Origin of the sequence: Bradyrhizobium sp. AUGA SZCCT0431, from assembly GCF_018131065.1 — a bacterium.
GTDB lineage: Bacteria > Pseudomonadota > Alphaproteobacteria > Rhizobiales > Xanthobacteraceae > Bradyrhizobium.
Genome location: NZ_JAFCLR010000049.1, coordinates 1 through 25,439, shown reverse-complemented (window position 1 = coordinate 25,439; position 25,439 = coordinate 1). Strand labels below are relative to the sequence as shown.

Sequence of the window (25,439 nt, the reverse complement as noted above, 5' to 3'; positions counted from 1 at the left end):
GAGTGAAATGCCGAAAGCTCTTCCGCTGCGCCTCGGGGTCAATGTCGATCACGTCGCTACCTTGCGTAATGCACGGGGCGGCGCGCGGCCGGATCCGGTGCGCGCCGCGCTGACCGCGATCGAGGCGGGGGCCGACGGCATCACCGCGCATCTGCGCGAAGACCGCCGCCATATCCGCGACACCGACATGGCGCGCCTCAAGGCCGAAATCTCAAAACCGCTGAATTTCGAGATGGCGGCGACCGAGGACATGCTGCGGATTTCGCTGGCGACCAGGCCGCACGCGGTCTGCCTGGTTCCCGAGCGCCGCGAGGAGCTCACCACCGAAGGCGGGCTCGACGTGGTCGGCCAGCACAATGCGCTGGCGCCGTTCATCGCGCGCCTGAACGATGCCGGCATCCGGGTGTCGCTGTTCATCGCCGCCGATCCCGCCCAGATCGAGATGGCCGCGCGCCTCCGGGCGCCGGTGATCGAAATCCATACCGGCGGCTGGTGCGACGCCGTGGTGGATGGCCATGCCGCCAAGGCCGAGGCGGAATGGCAGCGCATTGTCGCGGGCGCGCGGCTGGCGCGCGCCGCGGGGCTTGAGGTTCATGCCGGCCACGGCCTCGACTATGACACGGCCGAGACCATCGCCGCTCTGCCCGAGATCGCCGAACTCAACATCGGCTACTTCATGATGGGGGAGGCGCTGTTCGTCGGCCTCGGCGAAACCGTCCGCGCCATGCGCGCGGCGATGGACCGCGGGCGCCAGCGCAGCGTGGCTCCGACATGATCATCGGCATCGGCTCCGACCTGATCGACATCACGCGGGTTGCCAAGGTGATCGAACGCCATGGCGAGCGCTTCCTCGAGCGCATCTTCACCGACGCCGAGCGCGCCAAGGCCGCGCGCCGCGCCAACAACGAGAAGATGGTGGTCGCGACCTATGCCAAAAGGTTCGCGGCCAAGGAGGCCTGTTCCAAGGCGCTCGGCACCGGCATCCGCCAGGGCGTCTGGTGGCGGGATATGGGGGTGGTGAACCTGCCGAGCGGCCGTCCCACCATGAAGCTGACCGGCGGGGCGCTGGCCCGCCTCGAGAAGCTGACGCCGGAGGGGTTCGAGGCCCGGATCGACCTTTCCATCACCGACGACTGGCCGCTGGCGCAGGCCTTCGTCATAATTTCGGCGGTCGTTCCGGGCAAATCATAGGGCAGGCGGCCGTTCGCGCCCGGGGACCGACGTAAAACTAAAAAACATTGATTTATCAATGGATTACGAAGTTTTATCGAGGCGCTTGATTGCACGGCCGCGAACAACCGTCTAAAACGCCGCAGCGACACTACCGAACCAGGGCGAATTCGGGTTTTGCGCCGGAATTTGCCTTCAACATCAGTATCGAAGACCATTTTCTTGACGCGAACGGAACTCTCGATTCGCGTGAGGAAAACGTTCTGCCACCGTGCAGGCCAAGCCTCTGTTTAAGACTAGCCTTGCTTGAAGCAGCCTTGCGGGAATTGGGAAAGCGATGAGCGTGACATCCGGGACAAAAACTGAAAGCGGCTTGGGCGAAACCATCCGTGTCGTCATCCACGCCCTCCTGATCGCGCTCGTGATCCGCACCTTCCTGTTCCAGCCCTTCAACATTCCCTCGGGATCGATGAAGGCGACGCTCTTGGTCGGCGACTATTTGTTCGTCTCGAAATATTCGTACGGCTATAGCCACTACTCGATCCCGCTGTCGCCGCCGCTGTTCTCGGGCCGTATCTTCGGCTCGGAGCCGTCGCGCGGCGATATCGTCGTGTTCCGCCTGCCGAAGGACGATTCCACCGATTACATCAAGCGCGTGATCGGCCTGCCGGGCGACCGCATCCAGATGCGCGAAGGACTGCTCTACATCAACGACGCCCCGATCAAGCGCGAGCGCCTGAGCGATTTCATCGGTGAGGACCCGTGCGGCTCCGACGCCACCGCGCGCGTCAAGCGCTGGAAGGAAACATTGCCGAACGGCGTCTCCTATGAGTCGCTCGATTGCGTCGACAACGGCTTCTACGACAACACCACCATCTATACCGTGCCGGCCGGCCATTTCTTCATGATGGGCGACAACCGGGACAATTCGACCGACAGCCGCGTGCTGTCGGCGGTGGGCTATGTGCCGTTCGAAAACATCGTCGGCCGGGCGCAAATGATCTTCTTCTCCATTGCCGAGGGCGAACATGCCTGGATGTTCTGGCGCTGGCCGACCGCGGTGCGCTGGAATCGCATTTTTTCAATCGTGCGATGAACGACGAAACGCCCGTCATCAGGGATACCCCGACACAGGGCGAGAGCCCGCAGCCTGATGCCGGTGGCGAACCTGCGGCCAAGAAGAAGCGCGGCAAGGGCTCGGCCAAGGAATCGGCGAAGGCCGCGGCCGCTGCGATCGAAGCGCGCATCGGCCACAAGTTCGGCGATCCCAACCTCCTGACCACCGCGTTCACGCATGTGTCCGCGCTAAAACCCGCGCGCAATCGCGCCGAAAGCTATCAGCGCCTCGAATTTCTCGGCGATCATGTGCTCGGGCTGATCGTATCCGACATGCTGTATCGCGCCTTTCCGAACGCCGACGAGGGCGAGCTGTCAAAACGTCTTGCCGATCTCGTGCGCAAGGAAAGCTGCGCCGACGTCGCCAAGTCGCTCGGTCTGGTCGACGACATCAAGCTCGGCCAGGTCGGCGCCAGCGCCAGCGCCCGGTTGCGCAAATCCGTGCTCGGCGACATCTGCGAAGCCGTGATCGGGGCGATCTTTCTCGACGGCGGCTACGGCGCCGCCGCCCAATTCGTCGAGCGCAACTGGACCGAACGGATGCGCAAGCCGCGCCGGCCGCTGCGCGATCCCAAGACGGTGTTGCAGGAATGGGCGCAGAGCAAGGGGATGCCGACGCCGGTTTATCGCGAGGTCGAGCGCACCGGGCCGCATCACGATCCGCAGTTCCGCGTTTCCGTGGAACTGCCGGGCCTCGAGCCGGCCGAAGGCGTCGGCGGCAGCAAGCGTGCGGCCGAGAAGGTTGCGGCGTCCGTGATGATCGAGCGCGAAGGCGTCGGCGGTGGTGGCAATGACAGCTGAATCTCCGGCCCAGACCGCTTGCGGCTTCGTCGCGCTGATCGGCGCGCCCAATGTCGGCAAGTCGACCCTGGTCAACGCTTTGGTCGGCTCCAAGGTCACGATCGTGTCGCGCAAGGTGCAGACCACGCGGGCGCTGATCCGCGGCATCGTGATCGAGAACAACGCGCAGATCATCCTGGTCGATACGCCCGGCATCTTCGCGCCGAAACGGCGGCTCGACCGCGCCATGGTTTCGACCGCCTGGAGCGGGGCGCATGACGCCGATCTGGTCTGCGTGCTGCTCGATGCCAAAGCCGGCCTCGACGAGGAGGCGGACGCGATCCTGAGCAGGCTTGCGAGTGTGCAGCATCCGAAAATCCTGGTGCTGAACAAGATCGATTTGATCCCGCGCGAGAAATTGCTGGCGCTGGCGCAGGCCGCCAATGACCGCATGAAGTTTGAACACACCTTCATGATCTCGGCGCTGTCGGGCGACGGCGTCGACGATCTGCGCGCCGAACTCGCCAAAATGGTGCCGGCAGGCCCGTTTCACTATCCCGAAGACCAGATGTCGGATGCGCCGATGCGGCATCTGGCGGCCGAGATCACGCGGGAGAAGATCTACCGCCAGCTTCACCAGGAGCTGCCGTATCAATCCACCGTCGAGACCGACAGCTGGACCGAACGCAAGGACAAATCGGTCCGCATCGAGCAGACCATCTTTGTCGAGCGTGAGAGCCAGCGCAAGATCGTCCTCGGCAAGGGCGGCGGCACCATCAAGTCGATCGGCGCGGATTCCCGCAAGGAGATCGCCGAGATACTGGGGCAGCCCGTGCATCTGTTCCTGTTCGTCAAAGTGCGCGAGAACTGGGGCGACGACCCGGATCGCTATCGTGAGATGGGACTGGAATTCCCGAAAGAATAATCAAGAAACATCAGCGATGATCGGCGTCTTCGATGACCTTGCCCAAAAACGTAGTTTGGTTTGAAGTGCTGCTCTATCTGTCGCTGACGCTGGATGCGGTGTCGGTCGCGTTCCAGGACCGCACGCCGAAAGCCGACATGACCGAGCAGATGATCATGGTCGCGACCCTGATGGCGGCCGGCCTGATCCTGCTGCTGGTCTATTTCGTCCGGCTCGCGGCGCGGGACCGCAAGAACTGGCCGCGCTGGGTGCTGGCCGCGGCGCTGGTGCTGTCGGTGATCTCGCTGGTGCAGGTGATCGGCGTCAACGGCCTGCAACTCGACAGCGCCATCGAGGTGGTGTCCTGCGCGCTGACGGCGGTGGGGCTGTATTTTTCCTTCACCGGCGATGCGGTGGGCTGGTTCAACGCTTAGCGATCGGCTGCGTAGGGTGGGCAAAGGCGCGCTCTTCGCGCCGTGCCCACCGATACGGTGCGACACTGTTTGTTGATCGCTGGTGGGCACGCTACGCTTTGCCCACCCTACGTGATAAACTTCCGCCCATGGAATGGACCGACGAAGGCATCGTGCTGGGGGTGCGGCGGCATGGCGAATCTTCCGCCATCGTCGAGCTCTTGACGCGCAGCCATGGCCGGCACCTTGGCCTGGTGCGCGGCGGCGCGAGCAAAAGGATGCGGCCGTTGCTGCAGCCCGGCAACAGCGTCACCACGGTGTGGCGGGCGCGGCTCGACGAGCATCTCGGATATTACGCCATCGAGGGCACGCGGCTGCGCGCGGCGACGTTACTGGCGTCGGCGCATGCCACCTATGGCGTCACCCATCTGGCCTCGCTGGTGCGGCTGTTGCCGGAGCGCGACCCGCACGAGGACATCTACGAGATGTTCGAGCGCACGCTGGACGATTTCGACGATGTCGGCGGCGCCGCGGCGCATCTGATCCGGTTTGAGCTCGCGATGCTGGCCGAACTCGGCTTCGGCCTCGACCTGGAAAACTGCGCCGCGACCGGCGAGACAACGGAATTGATTTACGTGTCGCCGAAATCCGGCGGCGCGGTGTCGCGGCGCGCCGGCGAGCCCTACCGCGACCGGCTGCTGCCGCTGCCGGCATTTTTGCGAGAAGGCGAGGGCGGGACGAATGGCTGGTCGGACCAGGACCTGCAGGACGGCTTTCGGTTGACCGGCATGTTCCTGCTCCGCCACGTGCTGGAGCCGCGCGGGCAGGGCCATTCCGACGCCCGCGATGGATTCATCAACGCGGTGACCAAATACCGGGCGCGAATCAGTTCCGCGGTCTGACGGGGATTGTTCCAGCATGTCGTCCCGGCGAAGGCCGGGACCCATACGCCGCGGCCTATCGACAGGAGCTGCGGCCACAGCCGTTTCTTTCAAAAACACCCGTGGTTATGGGTCCCGGCCTTCGCCGGGACGACGCCAGGATGGTGTTGCCCCGATTCGCGGCTTGCCCGAGTCAGCCCAAAAGTTTAACTCGTCCCCATGGGAAAACGAACGTTACCGCCGGAAGAGCCGGCCGAAATCCATGAAGTCATGCTGCGGGATGCGCTGGAAGAGCGCTATCTCACCTATGCGCTTTCGACCATCATGCACCGCGCGCTGCCGGACGGCCGCGACGGCCTGAAGCCGGTGCATCGGCGCATCCTTTACGGCATGCGGCTGCTGCGGCTCGACCCCGGCACGGCTTTCAAGAAATCCGCCAAAATCGTCGGCGACGTGATGGGCTCGTTCCATCCGCATGGCGACCAGGCGATCTATGACGCCATGGTGCGGCTGGCGCAGGATTTCTCCTCGCGCTACCCGCTGGTCGACGGCCAGGGCAATTTCGGCAATATCGACGGCGATAACCCGGCGGCCTATCGTTACACCGAAGCGCGCATGACCGCGGTGGCGCAGCTGCTGCTGGAGGGCATTGACGAGGACGGCGTCGAGTTCCGTCCCAATTACGACGGCCAGACCAAAGAGCCGGTGGTGATGCCGGGCGGCTTCCCGAACCTGCTCGCCAACGGCTCCCAGGGCATCGCAGTCGGCATGGCGACGTCGATCCCGCCGCACAACGCCGCCGAGCTGTGCGACGCCGCGCTGCATCTGATCGACAAGCCCGATGCCAAATCGAAGTCGCTGCTGAAATGGGTCAAGGGGCCGGATTTCCCGACCGGCGGCATCGTCGTCGACTCCAAGGAAGCGATCGCCGAAGCCTACATGACCGGGCGGGGCTCGTTCCGCACCCGCGCGCGATGGACCCAGGAAGAGGGCGCGCGCGGCACCTGGGTCGTTGTGATCACTGAGATCCCGTGGCTGGTGCAGAAATCCAGGCTGGTGGAGAAGATCGCCGAACTGCTCAACGAGAAGAAGCTGCCGCTGGTCGGCGACGTCAGGGACGAGTCCGCCGAAGACGTCCGTCTCGTGATCGAGCCGAAATCTCGCGCCGTTGATCCCGCGCTGATGATGGAATCGCTGTTCCGGCTGACCGAGCTAGAAAGCAAGATTTCGCTGAACCTCAACGTGCTGATCAAGGGCAAGATCCCGAAAGTGGTGGGCCTTGCCGAATGCCTGCGCGAATGGCTCGACCATCTCCGCGACGTGCTGCTGCGCCGCTCAAACTACCGCAAGACCCAGATCGAGAACCGGCTGGAAGTGCTCGGCGGCTACCTGATCGCCTATCTGAACATCGACAAGGTGATCAAGATCATCCGCACCGAGGATGAACCGAAGCCGGAGTTGATGAAAGCGTTCAAGCTGACCGAGGTCCAGGCCGACGCCATCCTCGACATGCGGCTGCGCCGTTTGCGCAAGCTCGAGGAATTCGAGATCCGCACCGAGGACAAGAACCTTCGGGCCGAATTAAAGGGCATCAAGGCGCTGCTCGGCTCCGAGGCCGAGCAATGGGCCAAGGTCGGCGACCAGGTCCGCAAGGTCCGTGACATGTTTGGTCCGAAGACGCCGCTCGGCAAGCGCCGCACCACCTTCGCGGACGCGCCCGAGCACGATCTGGCCGCGATCGAGGAGGCCTTCGTCGAGCGCGAACCGTGCACGGTCGTGATCTCCGAAAAGGGCTGGGTGCGGACGCTCAAGGGGCATGTCGAGGATATTTCCGGGCTTGCGTTCAAGACCGACGACAAGCTCGACCATGCATTCTTCGCCGAGACCACCTCGAAGCTGCTGGTGTTCGCGACCAACGGCAAGTTTTATTCGCTCGACGTCGCAAAGCTGCCGGGCGGCCGCGGCCATGGAGAGGCGATCCGCATGTTCATCGACATGGAGCCGGAAACCGCGATCGTGTCGCTGTTCGTCAACAAGGGCGGCCGCAAATTCCTGATCGCGAGCCACGAAGGGCAGGGCTTCATCGTCAACGAGGACGATTGCGTCGGCAACACCCGCAAGGGCAAGCAGGTGCTCAACGTCGAAATGCCGAACGAGGCCTGCGCGATCACGACCGTGGCCGGCGACACCGTCGCTGTCATCGGCACCAACCACAAGATGGTGCTGTTTCCGCTCGACCAGGTGCCGGAGATGGCGCGCGGCCGCGGCGTGCGGCTGCAGAAATACACCAGCGCCAAATTGTCGGATGTCGCGGTATTCGATTCCAAGGCGGGGCTCGGCTGGAAGGATTCCGCCGGTCGCGACCAAAGCATGAGCTGGAAGGAACTGGCCGATTGGCGCGGCAACCGCGCCGACGCCGGCCGCCTCGCGCACGGGCTGCCGAAGTCGAACAAGTTCCTGCGGGGCGTGGAGTAGGGGCCCTTTTCGTCATGCCCGGCCTTGCCGCCTTCGCTAAAGCTCCGGCGGGCCAGCGACTCGTGGCCTCGTCGAAGCCTTGGCGGAGACGGGTGCCGGGCATCCACGTCTTGGTTTCATTAAGCAGGAAAGACGTGGATGGCCGGGCATAGGCGAGCGGAAGCGACGCCGTCCTACAGATGGCTATGCCCGGCCATGTATTGGGCGCGGCTCCCGGCTACCGCAGCAGCGCAATGAGCTGGCTGCGCTTCCTGATGGCGAGCTTTTCATAGATCGCGCGGAAATGGTTTCCAACGGTGTCTTCGGAAATCTTCAATTGCCGCGCGATGGCCTTGTCGGGCAATCCGGTCAACGCAAGATCGACCAGTTCACGCTGGCGGTTCGTCAGGACCGTTAAATCAGCTGCCGCGCGTGCAGGCGGTCTGGTGAGAAGAAAAAGCGTGTGCAGCACGGGGGCAATCAGATCGAGCTCTGCGATGGTTCGCTTGTGATCCGATCCCGCGACGCCGGAAAAGCTCAGATAAGTCCCGGCATTAGAGTACGGGTCGATCACGCCATGGGCGGCGACGACACCAAGCGAAAATCGCTCGATCTCGTCCAATTCGCGCCTTGTAGCGATCTTTGGCATGTCCGCGTCATCGGGCGCTTTTCTGTCCAGGACGAATGCCTTGCGGTTTGCCACCCACCACGCAAAGTAGCCACGCGCCTTGAGGTCGAACCGGCTCTCGAGGCCTGCGAGAAACTCCGTTGAATGCCCGCTTGAAATCAGTTGACGCATCTGGATGCGGCCGCCCGACAGGTTTCCGTAGGCGGCAAGGAATCTTTCAAACGGAAAGAATGCCCGCAGCGGCCCTTCGACCCACGCCAGGACATCGGATTCGGCTACCGGCGCGATCGGAAGCGCACGCAGCGCATCGATCCAGGCGTTCAGATTGAGATCAGAACGAGCTAACGACACTTGCACCCGCTTGCAGAGACCTTCCATCGATCGCTTCATTGTATCACAGAGAAAGGCGAACCGGGGATCACGGCAAAGGGCGGCTTGCGACCCGCCGTTTCGCTGGTCCATCGGCGGATTACGGTTTCGTAATCCGCTTGGGATTCTGCTGGATGCCCTTTGACTGCATCAGAGTTCTCGCCGATGCTCTCCAAAAAAGGGGAGGCGGCATTGCGCAAAGCGGAATGGCAACGACTCATCGCAACGATCGGCGGAGCACTCCTGATGCTCGCCATGCCGTCTTTGCTCAACGCTCAGCCCATCCCCGGTGCGCTGCCTGAATCTGCCAAGGCATTGTCGCAAGGAGAATGGCCGGCCTATGCCGGGACCTACGCCGCGTCGCGCTATTCGCCGCTCACGCAGATCGATCGGACTAACGCCAAGAACCTGCATGTCGCCTGGCGCTGGAAGTCGCCGGACATGGCGATCAAGGAAGCCAATCCGACCGTTGGCCCCAGCGCTGTCAATGAATCGACGCCGCTGATGGTGGGCGGGACGCTCTACACCAGTACATCGCTGTCGCAGGTCGCAGCGATCGACGCGGCTACCGGCGTGACCAAATGGGTGTATGACCCAAAGATCTACGAAAACGGCCTCGGTATTCCCGCCAACCTCGGATGGCTGCACCGCGGCGTCGCCTATTGGCGCAATGGCGACGACGAACGCATCGTGATTCTCACCGCGTTCGCGCAGCTGATCGCGCTCGATGCTAGAACCGGCAAACCGGTGCCGACATTCGGCAAGGACGGCCGGATCGATCTGGTCGAAAGCCTGCGCCGCCCGATCGACCGCAATTATTACACCATGACGTCGCCGCCGGTGATCGTGCGCGGCGTCATCGTGGTCGGCTCGTCCGTGTTCGACTGGTGGGGAAGCCGGCCGTCACCGCCCGGCGATGTCAGAGGGTTCGATGGTGCCACAGGCCGTCTGCTCTGGACATTCCACACGGTGGCGCAGGGCGAGGAGCCGGGCGCGGAGACCTGGGAGAAGGAATCCTGGAAGGAAGCCGGCAACGCCAATGTCTGGGCGCCGATGAGCGCGGACGAGGAACTCGGCTACGTCTATCTGCCGGTTTCGACGCCGACCAACGACTATTACGGCGGCCACCGTTTGGGTGACGGGCTCTATGGCGAGAGCCTCGTTTGTCTCGACGTGACGACCGGCAAGAAGGTCTGGCACTACCAGATTGTCCATCACGGCCTGTGGGATTACGACCTGCCGGCAGCACCAAACCTGATCGATATCACGGTCGCGGGAAAGCCAATCAAGGCGGTCGCGCAGGTGACCAAGCAGGGCTTGATCTATGTATTCGATCGCGTCACCGGCCGGCCGGTGTGGCCGATCGAGGAGCAACCGGTCCCAGCCTCCAGCGTGCCCGGCGAGCGTGCCTCGAAGACCCAGCCGATTCCTTCCAAGCCGGCACCGTTCGATATCCAGGGAGCAACCAATGAGAATCTGATTGCCCTGACTCCGGAAATTCACAAGGAAGCCATCGACATCGCCGCCGCCTATGATCGCGGCGGTCTATACACACCGCCGACCGAGCGCGGGATGATCCAAGTGCCCGGCAATGCCGGCGGCGGAAGCTGGGCCGGGGCTGCGATCGATCCGGAAACCGGCACGCTCTATGTCGGCACCCAACGGCTGCCGACCCTCATCATGATCCGCAAGCCGGAGCCGTGGGAGTCCCCCTATGACTTCATCGGCTTGCCCAGTTATGTGCCGGGCCCGCGCGGCCTGCCGTTGCTCAAGCCGCCATTCGGCAGCATGGTCGCGATCGACATGAACTCTGGCGAGCACCGCTGGCGGATTCCGGTCGGGCGCAGCGTGGCGTTGCCGCCAATCCAGAAGCTCGGCATCCGCGAGCAACTGGGATTGCCAAGCCGCAGTTGGGCGCTCCTGACCAAGACGGTGATGATCGTCGTGCAGATGGGATATCTCGGCCCGATGCGCTTCGTGCCGGGCCTCAATATGCCGATCCGGGATCTCTTCAATCGTGATCCGCATTTGTGGGTCTACGACAAGACAACCGGCGAGATGCTGGCGGAGATCGATCTGCCGGCCAATGCCACGGGCGCGCCGATGACGTATATGGCCGGCGGCAAGCAGTTCATCGTATTTCCGGTCGGCGGCGCAAAACTGGTCGAGGAACTGATCGCGGTTTCGCTGTGATAGTATTCGCGTTTCCGTGCGCTATATAACGGCGGTATGGCGCACGATCACCACGACTCACACCACCACCACGACCACTCTCACGTACATGACCACGCCGGGCACAGCCATGCGCCCGACAATTTCGGATGGGCATTTGCCGTCGGGGCGTCGCTCAATGCGGCGTTTGTCGCCGCCGAGCTGATCTTCGGCTATGCCGCCAATTCGCTGGCGCTGATTTCGGACGCCGTTCACAATCTCTCCGACGTGATCGCGCTGCTGCTGGCCTGGGGCGGGGTGTGGCTCGCGCAAAAGCAACCGACCCAGCGGCATACCTATGGCTACCGCCGGGCCTCGATCCTCGCGGCGCTGTTCAACGCCGGCCTTCTGCTGGTCGCGGTCGGCGGCATCATCGTCGAGGCGATCAATCGCCTGCAGGAACCCGCGCCGGTGGCCGGCTGGACCGTCGTGGCGGTCGCTGCGCTCGGCATCGCCATCAACGGCGGCACGGCTTTGTTGTTCATGCGCGGCCGCCATGGCGACCTCAATGTTCGCGGCGCCTATTTGCACATGGCCGCCGATGCCGGCGTGTCATTTGGCGTGGTCGTCGCGGCCCTGGTGATCATGTTCACGGGATGGCTGTGGGTCGACCCTGCGATCAGCCTCGTGATCGCCGCCGTGGTGCTCGTGAGCGGGTGGGGGCTGGCGCGCGACAGCGTCAATCTCGCGCTCGACGGCGTGCCGCGCGGCATCGAGCTGGCAAAGGTCAGGGACTATCTCGGCGCCCTCGACGGCGTCTCTGAAGTGCATGACCTCCACATCTGGGCCATGAGCACCAACGAGACCGCGCTGACGGCGCATCTGGTGCGGCCTGACGGCAGCGACGACGCATTCCTGCATCGGGTCTGCGAGGAGCTGTCGCACCGTTTCAACATTCATCACGCCACGCTGCAGATCGAGTCGAGCGGCGCGGTCTGCAAGCTGGCGCCGGCGGAGCGGGTGTAAGGCGATTACGCCGGGACGAGAGGCCGGTTACCTATCGGCCGGATGGTTTCCGGAGGCGCTGCCGGATTTTTGAAGCCCCGCCGACAGCCGCAGGCGGATGCTGTGCCCGCGACTGTCTTGGTGTAAGCCCGGTCCAGCGCTTGAATGCGTGCGTAAAGGCGCTGACTTCGCGGTAACCGAGCAGCCAGGCAATCTGCGAAATCGGCAGGTCGGTATCGCCCAGGTAATGACCCGCGAGGTCGCCCCTCAGCTCCTCTGCGATGTCCGAGAATGTCAGTCCCTCCGCCGAGAGCTTGCGCGCCAGAGTCCGATGGCTCATGCCGAGGTGGCGGGCGATTTCGACGGCGTTCGCCGTTCCATGCGGGAGCAACGGAGCCATTACATTTTCCACGCTTGCGCGCAGGCTGGTGCGGGCCGGCAACCGGTGGGCGAGAGCATCTTCGCAGTATTGCATCAGGAGCTGATTGAGGTGGCTGTCGGCACTGACGATGGGCAGGTGTGCGATCGCACTTGGAAAAATCAATTCATCCGCTCCGGCCCCAAATTCGATTTCGCATCCCAACAGCGACCGAAATTCGGCTGGCGTGTTCTTGCGGTGGTGAACCAGCCTGATCCTGCTCGGTATCAACCGGCGGTTGGTGAGTTGCCGGCACAGGCGAACGAGGGAAACCAGCCAGAATTCGATTTGATGGTAGTCCGAGCGTCGTTCGACGCCGACGTAATCCAAGGAGATCGCGACTTCCTTGTTGGCGCGATATGTCAGTGAAACGCCCTCGTTGGTGATCCGGCTGTAGCGTGCTGCCTTTTGCAAGGCGTCACTCAAGACTTCGGAGGATGCCAGGACGTAATAAAACAGGCCGATCTCGCGAAGATCGTACTCCCGCGACAGATGAAAGCCCAAAAGGCCATCCTGCAGCACGTCGGCAGCGAGTTTCAGAATCTTGATTTGGCTCTGGACCTCGACGCGGGCGGCGCGATCATCAATCTGCTCAACGCTCAATCCGGCCTTCGACAAAAGTGGCGCCAGCGGAATACCTCGTTCGCGCAGCTCAGCGCAAACCATCCGGGCGATACCGCCTGAGGCACTCGGAATCGAATCGATGCGCCCCGGTTTGGTAGCAGGCACGAGACATCATCCTCTAATGCGACATCCGTTTGCGGTCTGTTCGCCGCGAGGGGGCATCTTGGCGCAGAAGATCAAATAATTGGCGCAGGATAGCAAGCCGGATGCGGGGTGTCTGCTAGATATGAATTACCGCTTCGAGCCGGCCGGTTTCGGTTGCGCGATTTTTGCGGCGGTATCTCCCAGGTTTCACAGCGAGCGGATGAAGGTGTGTAGGGCGCCGAACGCTACCGCCATTCAGGGATTGCAAGATGTGCACGAAATCCGGCCATACGTCCGGCAGATTGCGAGTAACGCAGGCGTTCATAGCGCTGTCCGGCATTCCGGAGAGTGCCTCTGTGCCGAGCGTTATCTCGATCGTGAGGATCGGAATACACGAAATCCGAATGTTCAATGTTTCATCGCCCGTGGGCGACGAGCCGCCGTTGTGGATCGAGTTGTTCGACCACGACACAAAGGTGTCGGTCGATTGTTGCAGCTTCCGCGAGATCGACGCGGCGATCGCTGCATTCGACGACATGGTTTCGCAAGCGGAACGTTTGAATGAAGCTGGTGAGCCGGAAGCCGGTGACGCACCGGCCTGAACGACGCTCATTTTTTTCTCGGTTCAAGGACGGTCATATGTTGCGATCAGAGCCCGGCAGAATGGCGATCTTCATCGATGGCCCCAATCTTCACGCAACCGGCAGGGCGCTCGGCTTTGACATCGACTTCAAGCGTCTGCTCATGGAATTTGAGAACCGCGGTTCGTTGTTGCGGGCGTTGTACTACACGCCTGTCAGCGAGGATCAGGAATTCTCCTCGATCCGTCCCTTGATCGACTGGCTTGGTTACAACGGCTACACCGTCATTACCAAGGCATCGAAGGAGTTTTCCGACGCCGGCGGTCGCCGCAAGTTCAAGAGCAGCATTGATATCGAACTCGCGGTCGATGCGATGCAGCTCGCCGTGCATCTTGACGAAATCGTGCTGTTCTCTGGCAATGGCGCTTTCCGCCCGCTGGTTGAATCGCTGCAGCGCCGGGGCGTCCGCGTCACCGTAGCCTCGACGATTTCGAGCCAGCCGCCGATCGTCGCCGAAGAATTGCGTCGTCAGGCCGACGGATTCATCGACATTGCGGAACTGCAAAACAGAATCGGTCGGGAGTCAGGCTAACTTCAGACGTCGCGCGACGGGATCGAAGGCCTGTTTCGTGGTTAAGACGGGTGTAGGCGACGGCGCCGCCGCCGCTCAAATCATCCCCGTCAGACGCAACGCCACGCCTGCTACGCAGGACCCCGCCAGCACCCAGAGCATGCCGATATTGAGGCGGAAGATCGCGGTGGCGGCGGCCGCCGCCAACACGAACGCGGCGATATCGATGCTCGACAGCACGGGCATGTCGAACGACAGTCCGAACGATCGGACCGGCGTGGTCTGCCGGAACAGCGTATGCAGCGCGAACCAGATCGACAGATTGAGGATCACGCCGACTACGGCAGCGGTGATTGCGGTTAGCGCGCCTGCAAGCCCCTTGTTGCCGCGCAGGGTCTCGATGAAGGGCGCGCCGAGGAAGATCCAGAGGAAGCAGGGCATGAAGGTGACCCAGGTCGCCAGCAATCCGCCGAGGGTTGCCGCCATCATCGGCGACAGCGTGCCCGGATCGCGAAAGGCGGCCATGAAGCCGACGAACTGCAATACCATAATCAATGGGCCCGGCGTGGTCTCGGCCATGCCGAGACCGTCCAGCATCTCGCGCGGCTGCACCCAGTGATAGTGCTCGACTGCCTGCTGGGCGACATAGGCCAGCACGGCATAGGCGCCGCCGAACGTCACCATCGCCATCTTCGAGAAGAACAGCGCGATCTGGCTGAACACATTGTCCTGGCCGAATGCGATCAGCAGCGCGGCCACCGGCACCAGCCATAGCAGCAGCCAGACCGAACTGACTTTCAGCGCCTTGGCGACACTCGGGCGGACATGCTCGGGCAACTCCTCACCGAGCAGGCTGTCGACGACGGCTGGTTTCTTGCCGCCGCCGCCATGTTCGACCGCGGCAAATTCCGGCCGGCCGCTCCGCGCGCCGAGATAGCCGATCACGCCGGCGGCGATGATGATGACCGGGAAGGGGACGTTGAAGAAAAAGATCGCGACAAAGGCGATGCCCGCCAGCGCGATCATGACCCGGTTGCGCAACGCGCGTTTGCCGACCCGCACCACCGCCTGCACGACGATGGCAAGCACTGCGGCTTTCAGCCCGAAGAACACCGCCTCGACGAAGCCGACATTGCCATAGGCCGCGTAGATATAGCTCAGCCCCATGATGGCGATGATGCCGGGCAGGATGAACAGGCCGCCGGCCATGATGCCGCCGGCGGTCCGGTGCAGCAGCCAGCCGATATAGGTGGCGAGCTGTTGCGCCTCCGGCCCCGGCAGCAGCATGCAGTAATTCAGCGCATGCAGGAACCGGCTCTCGGAGATCCAGTTCTTTTCCTCGACCAGGATGCGATGCATCACCGCGATCTGGCCTGCGGGCCCGCCGAAACTTAAGCACGCCACCCGCAGCCAGACCCGGAATGCCTCGCCGAAGCTGATGCCGTGAGCGTATTCGCTGTTGGCGCCGGCTTCGGCTGATTTGTCGATCGTGGCGTCCATTACGGTTTCGCCTTGTTGGTCGGCCAATTATGGGTTTCGCCGGTGGCATCGCGGCACCAGCGATAGAAGGCGTCGTACAGCAACAGGCCGGCCTCCAGCTGTTCGAGATCGTCGTCGAACATCCGCGACAGGCCGAGCGAAGCCGCGAGCAGCCCCGGTGCCTCCGGCGAAAGGTCGAGCCGGCCGGTATCGGCGGCGCGAACCATCATCGCCAGCCGCAACAGCGGTGGCGTCGCCAGACCAAATTCTTCAATCATCACGTCGAAGGTGCAGAGTTCGCCGCGATGGCTCCAGAACACGTTCTCGACATCGAACGGGGTCGCGCTGAAACGCTCGCCGACAGCAAGCACTTCGGACGGCGCGACGAACAGGAACACCGCGTTCGGATCGATGAACCTTCGTATCAGCCAGGGGCAGGCGATGCGGTCGATCTTCGGCCGCGCCCGGGTCACCCAGACGGTGCGACCCTTGGCATCGCGCGCGGGAACCTTTGCGGTGGGCGTGAGCGGGAGTTTTGCCTCCTTCCAGCCTTCAAAGCCGCCTTCAAGTGTCTCGGCCGAAATGTCGAGATGCCGCAGCCATGCGGCGGTGCCTTGCGCGAGTTTCGCGCCGCGCAGGCAGACCACAATGGCGGAATGGCCGGCGAACTCCTCGCCCCATTGGGCGGCGTCCTCGTGGCTGCGCCTGACGGCGCCGGGAATCAGCCGCGGGTCGGCGGCGAAATCCGCCTCGGTACGGACGTCGATCAGGACAGGCGTATTCGCCGTGCCGATCAACCGTGCAAGTTTATCTGGAGATATCGTGGTGTAGGATGACATGATTGCGCCCTCGTAAGAGAAAACGGGACGCGATACTTGGGCTTGACGCCTCGTGGGGAGATCGCAAGGTCCCCATGCGTCCGAAATAGCCGCTTGGAGCTATGGCTGTCAACCTCGCAATCTTGCGGCGGCACAAATTCCGGCCTAGCCTCCATCCTATCGGGGACAAAGCAGGCTCCCCGTCAGACGGTCCGCCGTCCAAGCTCTGCGCACCGCTCGACGTGTCGAGTTGCGCATGAAAGCATGGATCGATGGCCAGCATCCCCTCGGAATCGAACGTCTCGTCGGCAAATTCGCTGATAAGGCTGCTCTATGTCGCGCGGGGCTTGCGTGGATTCGGCGACGGTTTTGCGATCATTATCCTGCCGGCCTACATGACTTTGCTGGGTTATGACGCCATCGCGGTCGGCATCGTCGCTACTGCGTCGCTGCTGGGAACCGCGCTGCTGACCTTGATTGTCGGCTGGATCGCGCCCCGCCATGATCTGCGCCCGTTATTGATCTTCGGCGCCGGCCTGATGGCGGCCACCGGGATTGCGTTCCCGGGCGTCGAGCACTTCGTCCTGATCGTGCTGGTCGCCTTTATCGGCACCATCAATCCGTCCGGCGGCGACCTCGGCGTGCTGGTGCCGCTCGAACATGCGGTGCTCGCGCACAGCACGACCGACGAGCGCCGCACGCAGATATTTGCCCGCTACAGCCTGATCGGCGCGCTGGCCACCGCGGCGGGATCGTTGGCGGCGTCGCTGCCTGATTTTCTCGTTGCCAGCGGCAGCACCCAGCTCGGTGCGTTCCGCCTGATGTTCTATGCCTACGCCGCGCTCGGTATTCTCTGCGCCGCGCTCTATCGTCGCGTCCCGCACACGCGCGGCGAGGAGCGGGCGCCGCAGACGCCGCTCGGGCCGTCGCGCGGCACCGTCTACAAGCTCGCCGCGCTGTTCAGCATCGATGCTTTCGCGGGCGGTTTCGTCGCGCAGTCGTTGCTGGTGCTGTGGCTGTTCGAGCGCTTCGATCTTTCGTTGTCTGCGGCGGGATTGTTCTTCTTCTGGTCGAGCACGCTGAGCGCCTTCTCCTATCCGGTCGCCGCCTGGCTCGCCAGGCGCATCGGCCTCGTCAACACCATGGTGTTCACGCACATCCCCTCCAGCGTGTTCCTGATCCTGGCGGCGTTCTCGCCCAATCTCTATCTGGCGCTGGGGCTGTTGTTGCTGCGCTCGGCGCTTTCGCAAATGGACGTGCCGACCCGCACTTCCTATGTGATGGCAGTCGTGACACCCGCGGAGCGGCCCGCCGCCGCCAGCGTCACCGCGGTGCCGCGCAGCCTTGCGTCCGCGATCAGCCCGGCGATCTCAGGCGCGCTGCTGATGACGGCGTTTTCCGGCCTGCCGCTGGTGGTCTGCGGCGCGCTGAAGATCGGCTACGACCTCGCACTGCTGTTTTCGTTCCGCCACATCAAGCCGCCCGAGGAGTCGTCCTGATGCGGCGGGGAGGTGCACCGATCAGTCTTCGCGCACCGGCAACCGCCGGATCTGGAATCCGGTCTTGTTCTGTTCAAAGCCGACGCCAGAGTAGAATTTCAACGTCACCGGGCTTTTCGATCCCGTCAACAGCATGACTTTGTAACAGTTGTGTTTCCAGGCCTCGGCGATCGCGTGTTTGAGAACGGCGCCGCCGTGTCCCTGCTTGCGATGGTTTGCGCCGGTGACCACGTTCTCGATCAGCGCATAGGGCAGGCCGCCGCGGGTCAGGTTCGGCACAACGACCAGCGTGCAGGAAGTGACGAGCACGCCCTGCCGGACCCCGACGAAAACGGCGCTTCCCGGGTAAGCTGAGAGCTGGCGCCAGACCGATGTCGCATCCTCCGGCGCGAGGCGCGGATCGGAGGGATTCAGGTCGCGGTACAATTCCAGCAGCGCCGGAAGATCGGCTTGCTCAATGGAACGAATGAGCAGATCAGCAGACATGGTTCACTCTCGTTCAGTCCCTGCGAAGCGTTGTGCGCGATGCGTCTTCGGTCCAGCCACGCAGGATGCGGGCGGTGGTGTCATCCAGGGGGAAGAAATTTTCGATGCGAAGTTCCTGCAGCGTAATATCCTGCGGAATGCCCAGCGTGGCGATGGTCGTAAACAGCCGCAGATCGATCCCGTCTTTGCGGAAATGCATGGGAAGCACTGGCGAAATAGCCAGTTCGGCAGGGGGCGCATGGACCGCCGCCTGCACGCCGTCATAAGCGAGCAATCGTTTGAGAAGCGCTGCGGTTTCGGTTGATCCGTCAGCGGCAGCGTCGGCTTCCACGCTCCGGATGAAATAGCCGACGACCTCGACCCAGTTCACCAAATGCGGCCGCAGCACGTCCGGAGCAACCAGCGCGTCGGCGAGATTGATCGGCGTGTCCGGCGCCAATGGCCCGACCAGGAATTCGACCAGCCGAACGGTGCCGGAATTGCTTTGCAGCAGATTCCAGTGCCGATCGACCGCAACGGCAGGAAACGGCTCCTGCTGGGCCAACATGAAATCGAGCGCAGTGCGGATTTGGCCGAGTTCGGGCGCGGCGAGGTTGGTCTGCCGCCACACCGGCGCAAAGCCCGCCGCGATCAGCAGCGAATTATGCTGGCGCAGCGGCACGTCGAGGGCGATCGCAAGCCGTATCACCATGTCCCGGCTCGGCGCTGCGCGGCCCAGTTCAAGGAAACTCAGATGCCGCTGCGAAATCTCGGTGCGCCCGGCGAGTTCGAGTTGCGACAGGCCTCGCTTCCGCCGCCACCAGCGGAGGTTTGCCGCGAAATCCTGCTGGAGCGCCATGAGTACCTGCCAGGTAGTTGCCGAAACCTTGCCGACCGGCAAGATGGCACAAGCCAGCAAATCAAGACCAGCAAATCAAGACCAGCAAATCAAGGCTGGTACATCAAGGCATTTACATCAAGGTTGGGGGGCCGCGTGGGCGAATGGGTCGGAGTTGCAATCGCATTGGTCTCGAGCTCTCTCGGCGGGACCGCGGCGGCGATCACGCGCTATCTCGCCGGCAATACCGATCCGATCACGATGGCGATCCTGCGCTGGGGCATCGGCTTTTGCTGCGTGTTGCCGGTCGCGCTGTTGCTGAAGGCGCGCTGGCCGCAGCGCCGGGATTGGCCTGCCGTCGCGGCACTGGGCTTTTGCTTCTTCGGCGTGTTCTTCGTCCTCTACAACATCGCAATGTCCTATACGACCGCGGCGCGCGCCAGCCTCGCGCTCGCGACACTGCCGCTGCACACCATGGTGGTCGGCGCCTTGCTCGGCATCGAGCCGCTGACGAAACGGAAGTCGATCGGCGTCGGCATTGCCGTGCTCGGCGTCTTCGCAGCCCTGGCATCGGGACTTTCGAGCGCGCCGGCGGGCGCGTGGCGTGGCGAGCTGATCATGACGGCTGCCGTCTTGTGCATGGCGTTCTACAATGTGTGGTCCCGTCCGTTCATCCAGCGGTCGAGCGCGCTAGGCTTCCTCACCGTCGGCATGGGCACGGGTGCCGCCGCGCTGATCCTGGTGGGCTCCCTCACCGGGAGCGTCGCGATCTTGAGCCAGTTCGGAACGGCGCAATGGATCGCAGGCCTCTATCTCGGGATCGCCGGCGGCGCGCTGGCGTTCATCCTGTGGGTGCTGGCGCTGGAGCGGGCGTCGCCGACAAGGGTGGCCAACACCATGACCGTCAACCCGCTGGCGGCAGGATTGCTCGCCACGCAGCTGGTCGGCGAGCCGATCACGCCGAACCTCGTGCTCGGGCTGGTCGCTGTGTTCGCCGGTATCTGGATCGCGACGTCGGCGGCCAACAAGCCGTTGAAGGCGTGACGTTCACGCCGCGGCGATGGCCTCGATCTCGATCAGGAAATCGGGTCCATATAGTTTCGACACCTCGACCAGCGTCACCGCGGGCGCCGCCGGCGGCGTGACGGAGGCGAAGAAGCGGTTTCTGGCTTCCCGGTAGCGGCCGAGATTGTCCATGGCGGTGAGGAACACCGTGAGCTTGACCAGGTTGGCGGCCGTGCATCCGCTTGCCCGCAGCGCGATGGTGAGGTTCTCGAACACCTGGTCCGCTTGTGCGGCAAAATCATTCTTCCCGACCACATTGCCGTCGCGATCGAGCGCGGTCTGGCCCGCGATGAAAACAAGACGTCCGGGGCTGACGTCAACGATCTGCGAATAGCCGGGTGGGGTGCCGAGTTCGGGCGGGTTGATGTGCCGGATCGACGGCGTCGGGTCATCTACCATTGGGAGTCCTCATGATGGCGTCTTGATGGGCGGATGGCTGCGTACCAAAAACAGCGCGAGAAGCGCCGCGAGGCTGAGCGCGGAGGAGACGATGAGAACGCGGCTGCCCATGATGTCGATCAGGAGGCTGAACAGCAATGGAGCGGCAGCCTGCGCCATCCGCGCCGGCGCGCCGATGATGCCGAGGCGATAGCCGTAATTCTGGGGGCCGAAGATCGCCAGCGGCAGCGTGCCGCGCGCGATGGTGAGGATGCCGTTGCCGGCGCCGTAGAAGATCGCGAACACGCTGGCCGTGCCGCCACCGACCAATCCGAGTATCGCCGCGCCGATCGGATTGGTGACACATGCGAGCTTGGTCGAGACCAGCGGATGAAAGCGGCTGAGGAAGCTAGCCTCGAAAATACGCGCCGCCACCTGCGCCGGGCCGAGCAGGGCGCCGGCGAACACGGCCTGCGCGGTGGTGGCGCCGGCCGCTTCCATGATGCGCGGCAAATGCGCGGCCATCGCACCGGTGACGGTCCAGGCGGCGGCGAACACGAAGGCCAGCAGGATCATGGTGCGGTCGATCGCGATGTGCGGCTTGACGGCGTTAGCCACCGCCGCCTTGGCGCCCTGGACCGAGGGCAGCATCAGCAAGTTGATGGGCAGCCCAATCAGGATATGCGCGGCCGCCCAGGCAAAGCAGGTGTTGCGCCAGCCGATGGTCTCCAGCCCCCAGGCCGACAGCGGCCATCCAACCGTCGACGCAAAACCCGCGAGCAACGTGATGCCGGTGATCGAGCGCCGCGCTTCATTGCCGTAGATGCGCCCGAGCGCGGCGAACGCCGCATCGTAGAGGCCCGCGCCCATGCCGATACCGAGCAGGAGCCATGCGATGGCCATCACCGGAACGGAAGTGCTGAACCCAAGCAGCGTCAGTCCTGCCGCGAATACCACGTTGGACATCGACAGGACCGGCCGGCCGCCGACCAGGTCGATCTGCCGGCCGACACGCGGGCCGAGCAAAGCCGAGAGCACTAATGCTGCGGAGAAGGCGGCAAATATCCAGTTCGAGGAGACGCCGAGATCGCGTGAGATCGGGTCGGCCAGAATGGCCGGCAAATAATAACTCGACGCCCAGGCCAGCGTCTGCGTGGTGCCGAGCGCGATGATGATGGGAAGGGGGCGCGTGCTCATGGCCCGTCTGCCGCTTGATGTCGTGCCGGCGTCATCCGCTCCCGAATCCGTCTTTTTCGTTGCGCCTGCTTGTCGTTCTCGTTGCCGTCATATCCACCGTGCTGGAATCAAGTTGTCTATGATAATAGACAACTTAGAAACTAAACGCCATGAGCGTTGGTGGCAGCAGCCTTGCTTTTTTGGGATGAGGTCGTCGCGCGCTCATGCCTGGACTGTCGTCCGTCGCGACCAGTAGAGTGCCAGTGGCCCAAGCAGAATGCCCACCGCCAGCACGGTAAACGCCGCCGTCCAGGCCGAGGCGCTCGACGGTCCTCCGGCCGCATCCAGCGCGACGCCAAGGGCCCAGGCGCCCAAAGCCGAGAGGCTGAAGCCGACGGTCGAATGCACGGCCATCGTCGCCCCGCGGTATTTCGGGTCCGCCGCCATCGTCATCCCCGATGTCAGCGCGCCGGAATCGGCGGGCACGGTGATGGCGTAGGCCAGGATCAGCGGCAGCAACAGCCATGGCGATTTGTCGGCGAACGCGCCGATCAAGAGCGCCACGACGGCAGAACTCAACATCACGGCGGTGATGGCACGATGGCGGCCGAACCGGATCGCGCATTCGTTGCCGAGAATGCTAGCGGGCATTGCGAGCACGGAGAACAGCACGCTGACCACGACGGGGGTCAGGATCGAGCCGTCCGAGCTCCTCGCCGCCACGAACGTCCAGAACGCCACCAGCCAGGTTCGGATGCCGTAAAGTTCAAAGCAGTGCGCGCCATAGCCGAGAACGAAACCCATCGCGCTGGTGTTGCGGAACACCGGCGCAAAATCCAGCAAACGGCCTTGCGCGGGCTTCGGCGTCACCGGTTGCAGCAGGAAACAGACCGAAAGCATCACCAATGGACCCAGCGCCGTCACCAGGAAGGCGGCGCGCCAGCCCCAGGCGTCCGCGACGAGCTGCGAGACGAGGAACGACAGTCCGACGCCGAACGAGAAGCTTGACGTGTAGAACGTGACCGCGCGCGATGAATCGCCCGGTGCAAGGCGGTCGGTCAATGCCTTGAGGCCGGGCATGTAAGCGCCCGCAAATCCGATGCCTGCGATGGCGTTGAACAACGCCCCGGACCAGAGGCCGGTGGCAAACAGGCCGAACAGCAATGTACCGAGTGCACTGACCGCCGAGCCCGCGATCAGGATCTTCCGCGCGTCGATCCGGTCGGTCAGCGTCGCCAGCACCGGCACGGTCAGCATGTAACCGGCAGCGCCCGAGCCCGCCAGCAGCCCCGCCTGCGCGCCGCTCAGCTGCCATTCCGGAATCAGGAACGCGGCGAGAATGGACGGCACCACGACATGGGGGAGCAGGCTGCCGAGCTGCCCCACACACATCGCGACGATGACGGATCGGCCGTTCAAGGAAATGCGTTTCACCCCGGTTCGTTCAAGATGCGCAGCCGCATCCTGTTTTGCCTTGTTGCTTGGCATTTGCATCCTCTACGCAACAGGCGTCAACGGTTGATGGCGCGGGTCCACCGCAGCAGTTGCTGGCATCTGGCGCGGCCGCGCGGCTACAAACGCCGGTTTCAGGCAGCACCAGTTCGACACGCTCCGCGGCTTCGTGATCGCCGGCGATGTCGGCGGCAATTGAACGGACCTGTTCATAGCCCGTCAGCATCAGGAACGTGGGTGCACGGCCGTAGGACTTGATGCCGGCGAAATAGAAGCTGGGTTCGGCCTGCGCCAGTTCGCGCGCGCCGTGGGGCCGCACCGTGCCGCAGCTATGCTCGTTCGGATCGATCAGCGGTGCCAGCGCCACCGGGCATTCGATCGCCGGATCCAGCTGGATGCGAAGCTCGCGCACGAAATTCAGGTCCGGCCGGAAGCCCGTGGCAACGATCAGTTCGTCGACGACGATCTGGCGGCAGCAACTGCCCGCACCAGTCGCGACGGTGAGGCGAGGGCCGTCCGCCGTGATGTGCGATACGCGAAACTCGCTCTCGACCCTGATGCGGCCAGCGGCGACCAGCGAGGCAAAAGCGGCGCCAAGCTCGCCGCGCGCAACCAGCTTGTCGTTGGCGCCGCCGCCAAAGGCCTTGGCGGGATCATTGCCGCGCAACAGCCAGACAGGCTGTGTTTCCGGCACCTCGGCTGCGAGATCGGTCAGTGTGCCGATCGCCGAATGACCGGCGCCCAGCACGGCGACGGTCTTGCCGGCGTAGCGCGCGCGATCTTGTCCCAGAACATCGGGCATGCCATAGGCGATCCTGCTCGCCGCCTGCGTCTCGCCGATGGCGGGGAGGCCGTTGGCGCCCGCCGGATTGGGTGAATGCCAGGTGCCTGACGCGTCGATCACGGCGTCTGCCTTCACGACCTTCGGGCCTTGCCCGTTCTGATAGCGAATTTCAAACGGCGCCAGTTCGCGTCCTTTGGTCTTGAGCTTGTCAAAACCGGCGCGGCTGATGTCGGTGACGCGGCTCGATGTGTGGACGTGGTCGGCGAGGGCGGTCTTGGCCGCGAGCGGTTCAAGGTAGCTTTCCAGCAATTCCGCGCCGGTCGGATAGTGTTGCGGGTCCGGCGAATTCCACCCCGTTGCCGCGAGCAGGCGCTCCGCGGCGCGGTCGATGTTGTATTCCCACGGCGAGAACAGCTGGACATGGCTCCATTGGCGAACGGAATGCCCGACGCTGCTGCCTGCTTCCAGCACGATCGGCCGATGCCCGCGCTCCAGCACGTGGGCGGCGGCGGCAAGGCCAACCGGGCCGGCGCCGATGATCGCAACGGACTTTGCCTCGCTCATACTGTTCTCCCATCAAACTAGAAATATCGAAATTGATGGCGGCGCAAATTCACGCCGCGGTCTTGGTATCCTTGCTTTCGGCGTTGCCGGTGCAGCATTCCGCAACCAGGAACTCGACCAGCCCTCGCATCACGTCGTAATTGGCGTGGCACACCAGCGTGGTTGCGTCCCGCACCTGGTTGATCAAGCCGACCACCATCAGCGTCTTGATGTGGTGGGACAGGGTGGACGGCGCGATCTTCAGTTTGTCCTGCAGGCGACCGACCGACATTCCGGCGTCGCCGGCGCGAACCAGCGCGCGATAGATTTTGAGCCGGGTCGGGTTACCCAGCGCTTCGAGGTGTGCGGCGGCGTCGTCGAGTTTCATGACGCCATCATGTTATTCGAAATGAGGGATGTCAACTGTATTTCTAGAATGATGGAAATAGTGAGTTCTGCCCGCAATGAACGTCGATAGGGTCGTTCCGCACAAGGCTGTCGTCCTCCGCGAAAGCGGGGGACCCAGTACGCCGGGGGCGTCTCGGTTGAATCATTGCCGTCTCTGGGATACTGGGTCACCCGCATGCGCGGGTGATGACAGCTGAATGTGTGTTCGCGATCCCGCGACGCATTGCGCCCGAGTCTTGCTGGAAACTTCCTGCCCTCAAACAAAGGGCGCAGGGAATGCCGGATGCGCGCTGCACCCGCGGTCTCGCGTGCGGTTTGCACAAAACAAAGTGCACACGAGCATACAGGGCAGCGGAGAACATCCGACATTCCCTGCGCAGTGGCT

The 25,439-nt window shown here is 63.5% G+C and carries 24 protein-coding genes and 1 pseudogene; 14 read left to right on the top strand and 11 right to left on the bottom strand.

Annotated features, from left to right (window positions below; translation table 11 throughout):
• Positions 1-7 precede the first annotated feature (7 nt).
• The 8 genes from JQ567_RS32845 to parC all read left to right on the top strand — a co-directional run bounded on the left by JQ567_RS32845 (position 8) and on the right by parC (position 7,739).
• Positions 8-775: a pyridoxine 5'-phosphate synthase gene (locus JQ567_RS32845; RefSeq protein ID WP_212442663.1), complete on the top strand. Its 768-nt coding sequence runs from the start codon at positions 8-10 to the stop codon at positions 773-775.
• Positions 772-1,191 (top strand): holo-ACP synthase, encoded by a 420-nt coding sequence (gene acpS, locus JQ567_RS32840; protein WP_212442662.1) that lies wholly within the window; start codon positions 772-774, stop codon positions 1,189-1,191. The genes JQ567_RS32845 and acpS overlap by 4 nt, the downstream gene beginning before the upstream one ends.
• Before the next feature lie 316 nt (positions 1,192-1,507).
• Positions 1,508-2,266, top strand: a complete 759-nt coding sequence (gene lepB, locus JQ567_RS32835) for a signal peptidase I (protein WP_212038338.1) — start codon at positions 1,508-1,510, stop codon at positions 2,264-2,266.
• Entirely contained in the window at positions 2,263-3,087 is an 825-nt protein-coding gene (gene rnc, locus JQ567_RS32830; RefSeq protein WP_212442661.1) for a ribonuclease III, read from the top strand. The genes lepB and rnc overlap by 4 nt, the downstream gene beginning before the upstream one ends.
• Positions 3,077-3,991 (top strand): GTPase Era, encoded by a 915-nt coding sequence (gene era / locus JQ567_RS32825; protein WP_212442660.1) that lies wholly within the window; start codon positions 3,077-3,079, stop codon positions 3,989-3,991. The genes rnc and era overlap by 11 nt, the downstream gene beginning before the upstream one ends.
• Positions 3,992-4,023: 32 nt before the next feature.
• Complete coding sequence (locus JQ567_RS32820) at positions 4,024-4,404, top strand: hypothetical protein (RefSeq protein ID WP_212442659.1); 381 nt, start codon at positions 4,024-4,026, stop codon at positions 4,402-4,404.
• Between the two features lie 128 nt (positions 4,405-4,532).
• Positions 4,533-5,285: a DNA repair protein RecO gene (gene recO / locus JQ567_RS32815; protein WP_212442658.1), complete on the top strand. Its 753-nt coding sequence runs from the start codon at positions 4,533-4,535 to the stop codon at positions 5,283-5,285.
• 198 nt (positions 5,286-5,483) lie between these two features.
• Positions 5,484-7,739 (top strand): DNA topoisomerase IV subunit A, encoded by a 2,256-nt coding sequence (gene parC / locus JQ567_RS32810; protein ID WP_212442657.1) that lies wholly within the window; start codon positions 5,484-5,486, stop codon positions 7,737-7,739.
• 217 nt (positions 7,740-7,956) lie between these two features.
• On the opposite strand, the gene JQ567_RS32805 is transcribed toward parC, so the two are convergent.
• A complete protein-coding gene (locus JQ567_RS32805) occupies positions 7,957-8,724 on the bottom strand; it encodes a LuxR C-terminal-related transcriptional regulator (protein ID WP_249165878.1) in 768 nt (255 codons plus the stop codon).
• 183 nt (positions 8,725-8,907) lie between these two features.
• Between JQ567_RS32805 and JQ567_RS32800 the strand changes: the two genes are divergently transcribed.
• Complete coding sequence (locus tag JQ567_RS32800; RefSeq protein ID WP_212442655.1) at positions 8,908-10,908, top strand: PQQ-binding-like beta-propeller repeat protein; 2,001 nt, start codon at positions 8,908-8,910, stop codon at positions 10,906-10,908.
• Between the two features lie 36 nt (positions 10,909-10,944).
• A complete protein-coding gene (locus JQ567_RS32795; RefSeq protein ID WP_212442654.1) occupies positions 10,945-11,892 on the top strand; it encodes a cation diffusion facilitator family transporter in 948 nt (315 codons plus the stop codon).
• A 31-nt stretch (positions 11,893-11,923) separates the two neighbouring features.
• On the opposite strand, the gene JQ567_RS32790 is transcribed toward JQ567_RS32795, so the two are convergent.
• Complete coding sequence (locus JQ567_RS32790; RefSeq protein WP_312017507.1) at positions 11,924-13,018, bottom strand: AraC family transcriptional regulator ligand-binding domain-containing protein; 1,095 nt, start codon at positions 13,016-13,018, stop codon at positions 11,924-11,926.
• 248 nt (positions 13,019-13,266) lie between these two features.
• On the opposite strand from JQ567_RS32790, the gene JQ567_RS32785 reads away from it, so the two are divergent.
• Both JQ567_RS32785 and JQ567_RS32780 read left to right on the top strand, forming a co-directional pair.
• Positions 13,267-13,599 carry a hypothetical protein gene (locus tag JQ567_RS32785; RefSeq protein WP_212442653.1) on the top strand — a complete coding sequence of 111 codons (333 nt, stop codon included), beginning with the start codon at positions 13,267-13,269 and terminating at the stop codon, positions 13,597-13,599.
• 37 nt (positions 13,600-13,636) lie between these two features.
• Positions 13,637-14,161: pseudogene (locus tag JQ567_RS32780) on the top strand (NYN domain-containing protein); the annotation flags it as partial.
• Between the two features lie 84 nt (positions 14,162-14,245).
• On the opposite strand, the gene chrA reads toward JQ567_RS32780, so the two are convergent.
• Positions 14,246-15,649 (bottom strand): chromate efflux transporter, encoded by a 1,404-nt coding sequence (gene chrA / locus JQ567_RS32775; protein WP_212442652.1) that lies wholly within the window; start codon positions 15,647-15,649, stop codon positions 14,246-14,248.
• On the bottom strand, positions 15,649-16,467 hold the full coding sequence (locus JQ567_RS32770; RefSeq protein WP_212442651.1) for a chromate resistance protein ChrB domain-containing protein: 819 nt from the start codon (positions 16,465-16,467) through the stop codon (positions 15,649-15,651). Before JQ567_RS32770 ends, chrA begins: the two co-directional genes overlap by 1 nt.
• Before the next feature lie 251 nt (positions 16,468-16,718).
• Between JQ567_RS32770 and JQ567_RS32765 the strand changes: the two genes are divergently transcribed.
• Positions 16,719-17,945 (top strand): MFS transporter, encoded by a 1,227-nt coding sequence (locus tag JQ567_RS32765; protein WP_212442650.1) that lies wholly within the window; start codon positions 16,719-16,721, stop codon positions 17,943-17,945.
• A gap of 21 nt (positions 17,946-17,966) precedes the next feature.
• Here the strand turns inward: JQ567_RS32765 and JQ567_RS32760 are convergent, their stop codons facing one another.
• Both JQ567_RS32760 and JQ567_RS32755 read right to left on the bottom strand, forming a co-directional pair.
• Positions 17,967-18,431, bottom strand: coding sequence for a GNAT family N-acetyltransferase (locus JQ567_RS32760; protein WP_212442649.1), 465 nt, complete (start codon positions 18,429-18,431; stop codon positions 17,967-17,969).
• Positions 18,432-18,444: 13 nt separating this feature from the next.
• Complete coding sequence (locus JQ567_RS32755) at positions 18,445-19,269, bottom strand: helix-turn-helix domain-containing protein (RefSeq protein ID WP_212442648.1); 825 nt, start codon at positions 19,267-19,269, stop codon at positions 18,445-18,447.
• 135 nt (positions 19,270-19,404) lie between these two features.
• On the opposite strand from JQ567_RS32755, the gene JQ567_RS32750 reads away from it, so the two are divergent.
• Complete coding sequence (locus JQ567_RS32750; protein WP_212442647.1) at positions 19,405-20,292, top strand: DMT family transporter; 888 nt, start codon at positions 19,405-19,407, stop codon at positions 20,290-20,292.
• 3 nt (positions 20,293-20,295) lie between these two features.
• On the opposite strand, the gene JQ567_RS32745 is transcribed toward JQ567_RS32750, so the two are convergent.
• From JQ567_RS32745 to JQ567_RS32725, 5 genes are all read right to left on the bottom strand, one after another.
• Entirely contained in the window at positions 20,296-20,712 is a 417-nt protein-coding gene (locus JQ567_RS32745; protein WP_212442646.1) for a RidA family protein, read from the bottom strand.
• Between the two features lie 9 nt (positions 20,713-20,721).
• Positions 20,722-21,888: an MFS transporter gene (locus tag JQ567_RS32740; protein WP_212442645.1), complete on the bottom strand. Its 1,167-nt coding sequence runs from the start codon at positions 21,886-21,888 to the stop codon at positions 20,722-20,724.
• A gap of 201 nt (positions 21,889-22,089) precedes the next feature.
• Entirely contained in the window at positions 22,090-23,259 is a 1,170-nt protein-coding gene (locus JQ567_RS32735) for an MFS transporter (RefSeq protein ID WP_212442681.1), read from the bottom strand.
• A 52-nt stretch (positions 23,260-23,311) separates the two neighbouring features.
• A complete protein-coding gene (locus JQ567_RS32730; RefSeq protein ID WP_212442644.1) occupies positions 23,312-24,667 on the bottom strand; it encodes an NAD(P)-binding domain-containing protein in 1,356 nt (451 codons plus the stop codon).
• 49 nt (positions 24,668-24,716) lie between these two features.
• Positions 24,717-25,034, bottom strand: a complete 318-nt coding sequence (locus tag JQ567_RS32725; RefSeq protein ID WP_212442643.1) for a helix-turn-helix transcriptional regulator — start codon at positions 25,032-25,034, stop codon at positions 24,717-24,719.
• Between the last annotated feature and the right edge of the window lie 405 nt (positions 25,035-25,439).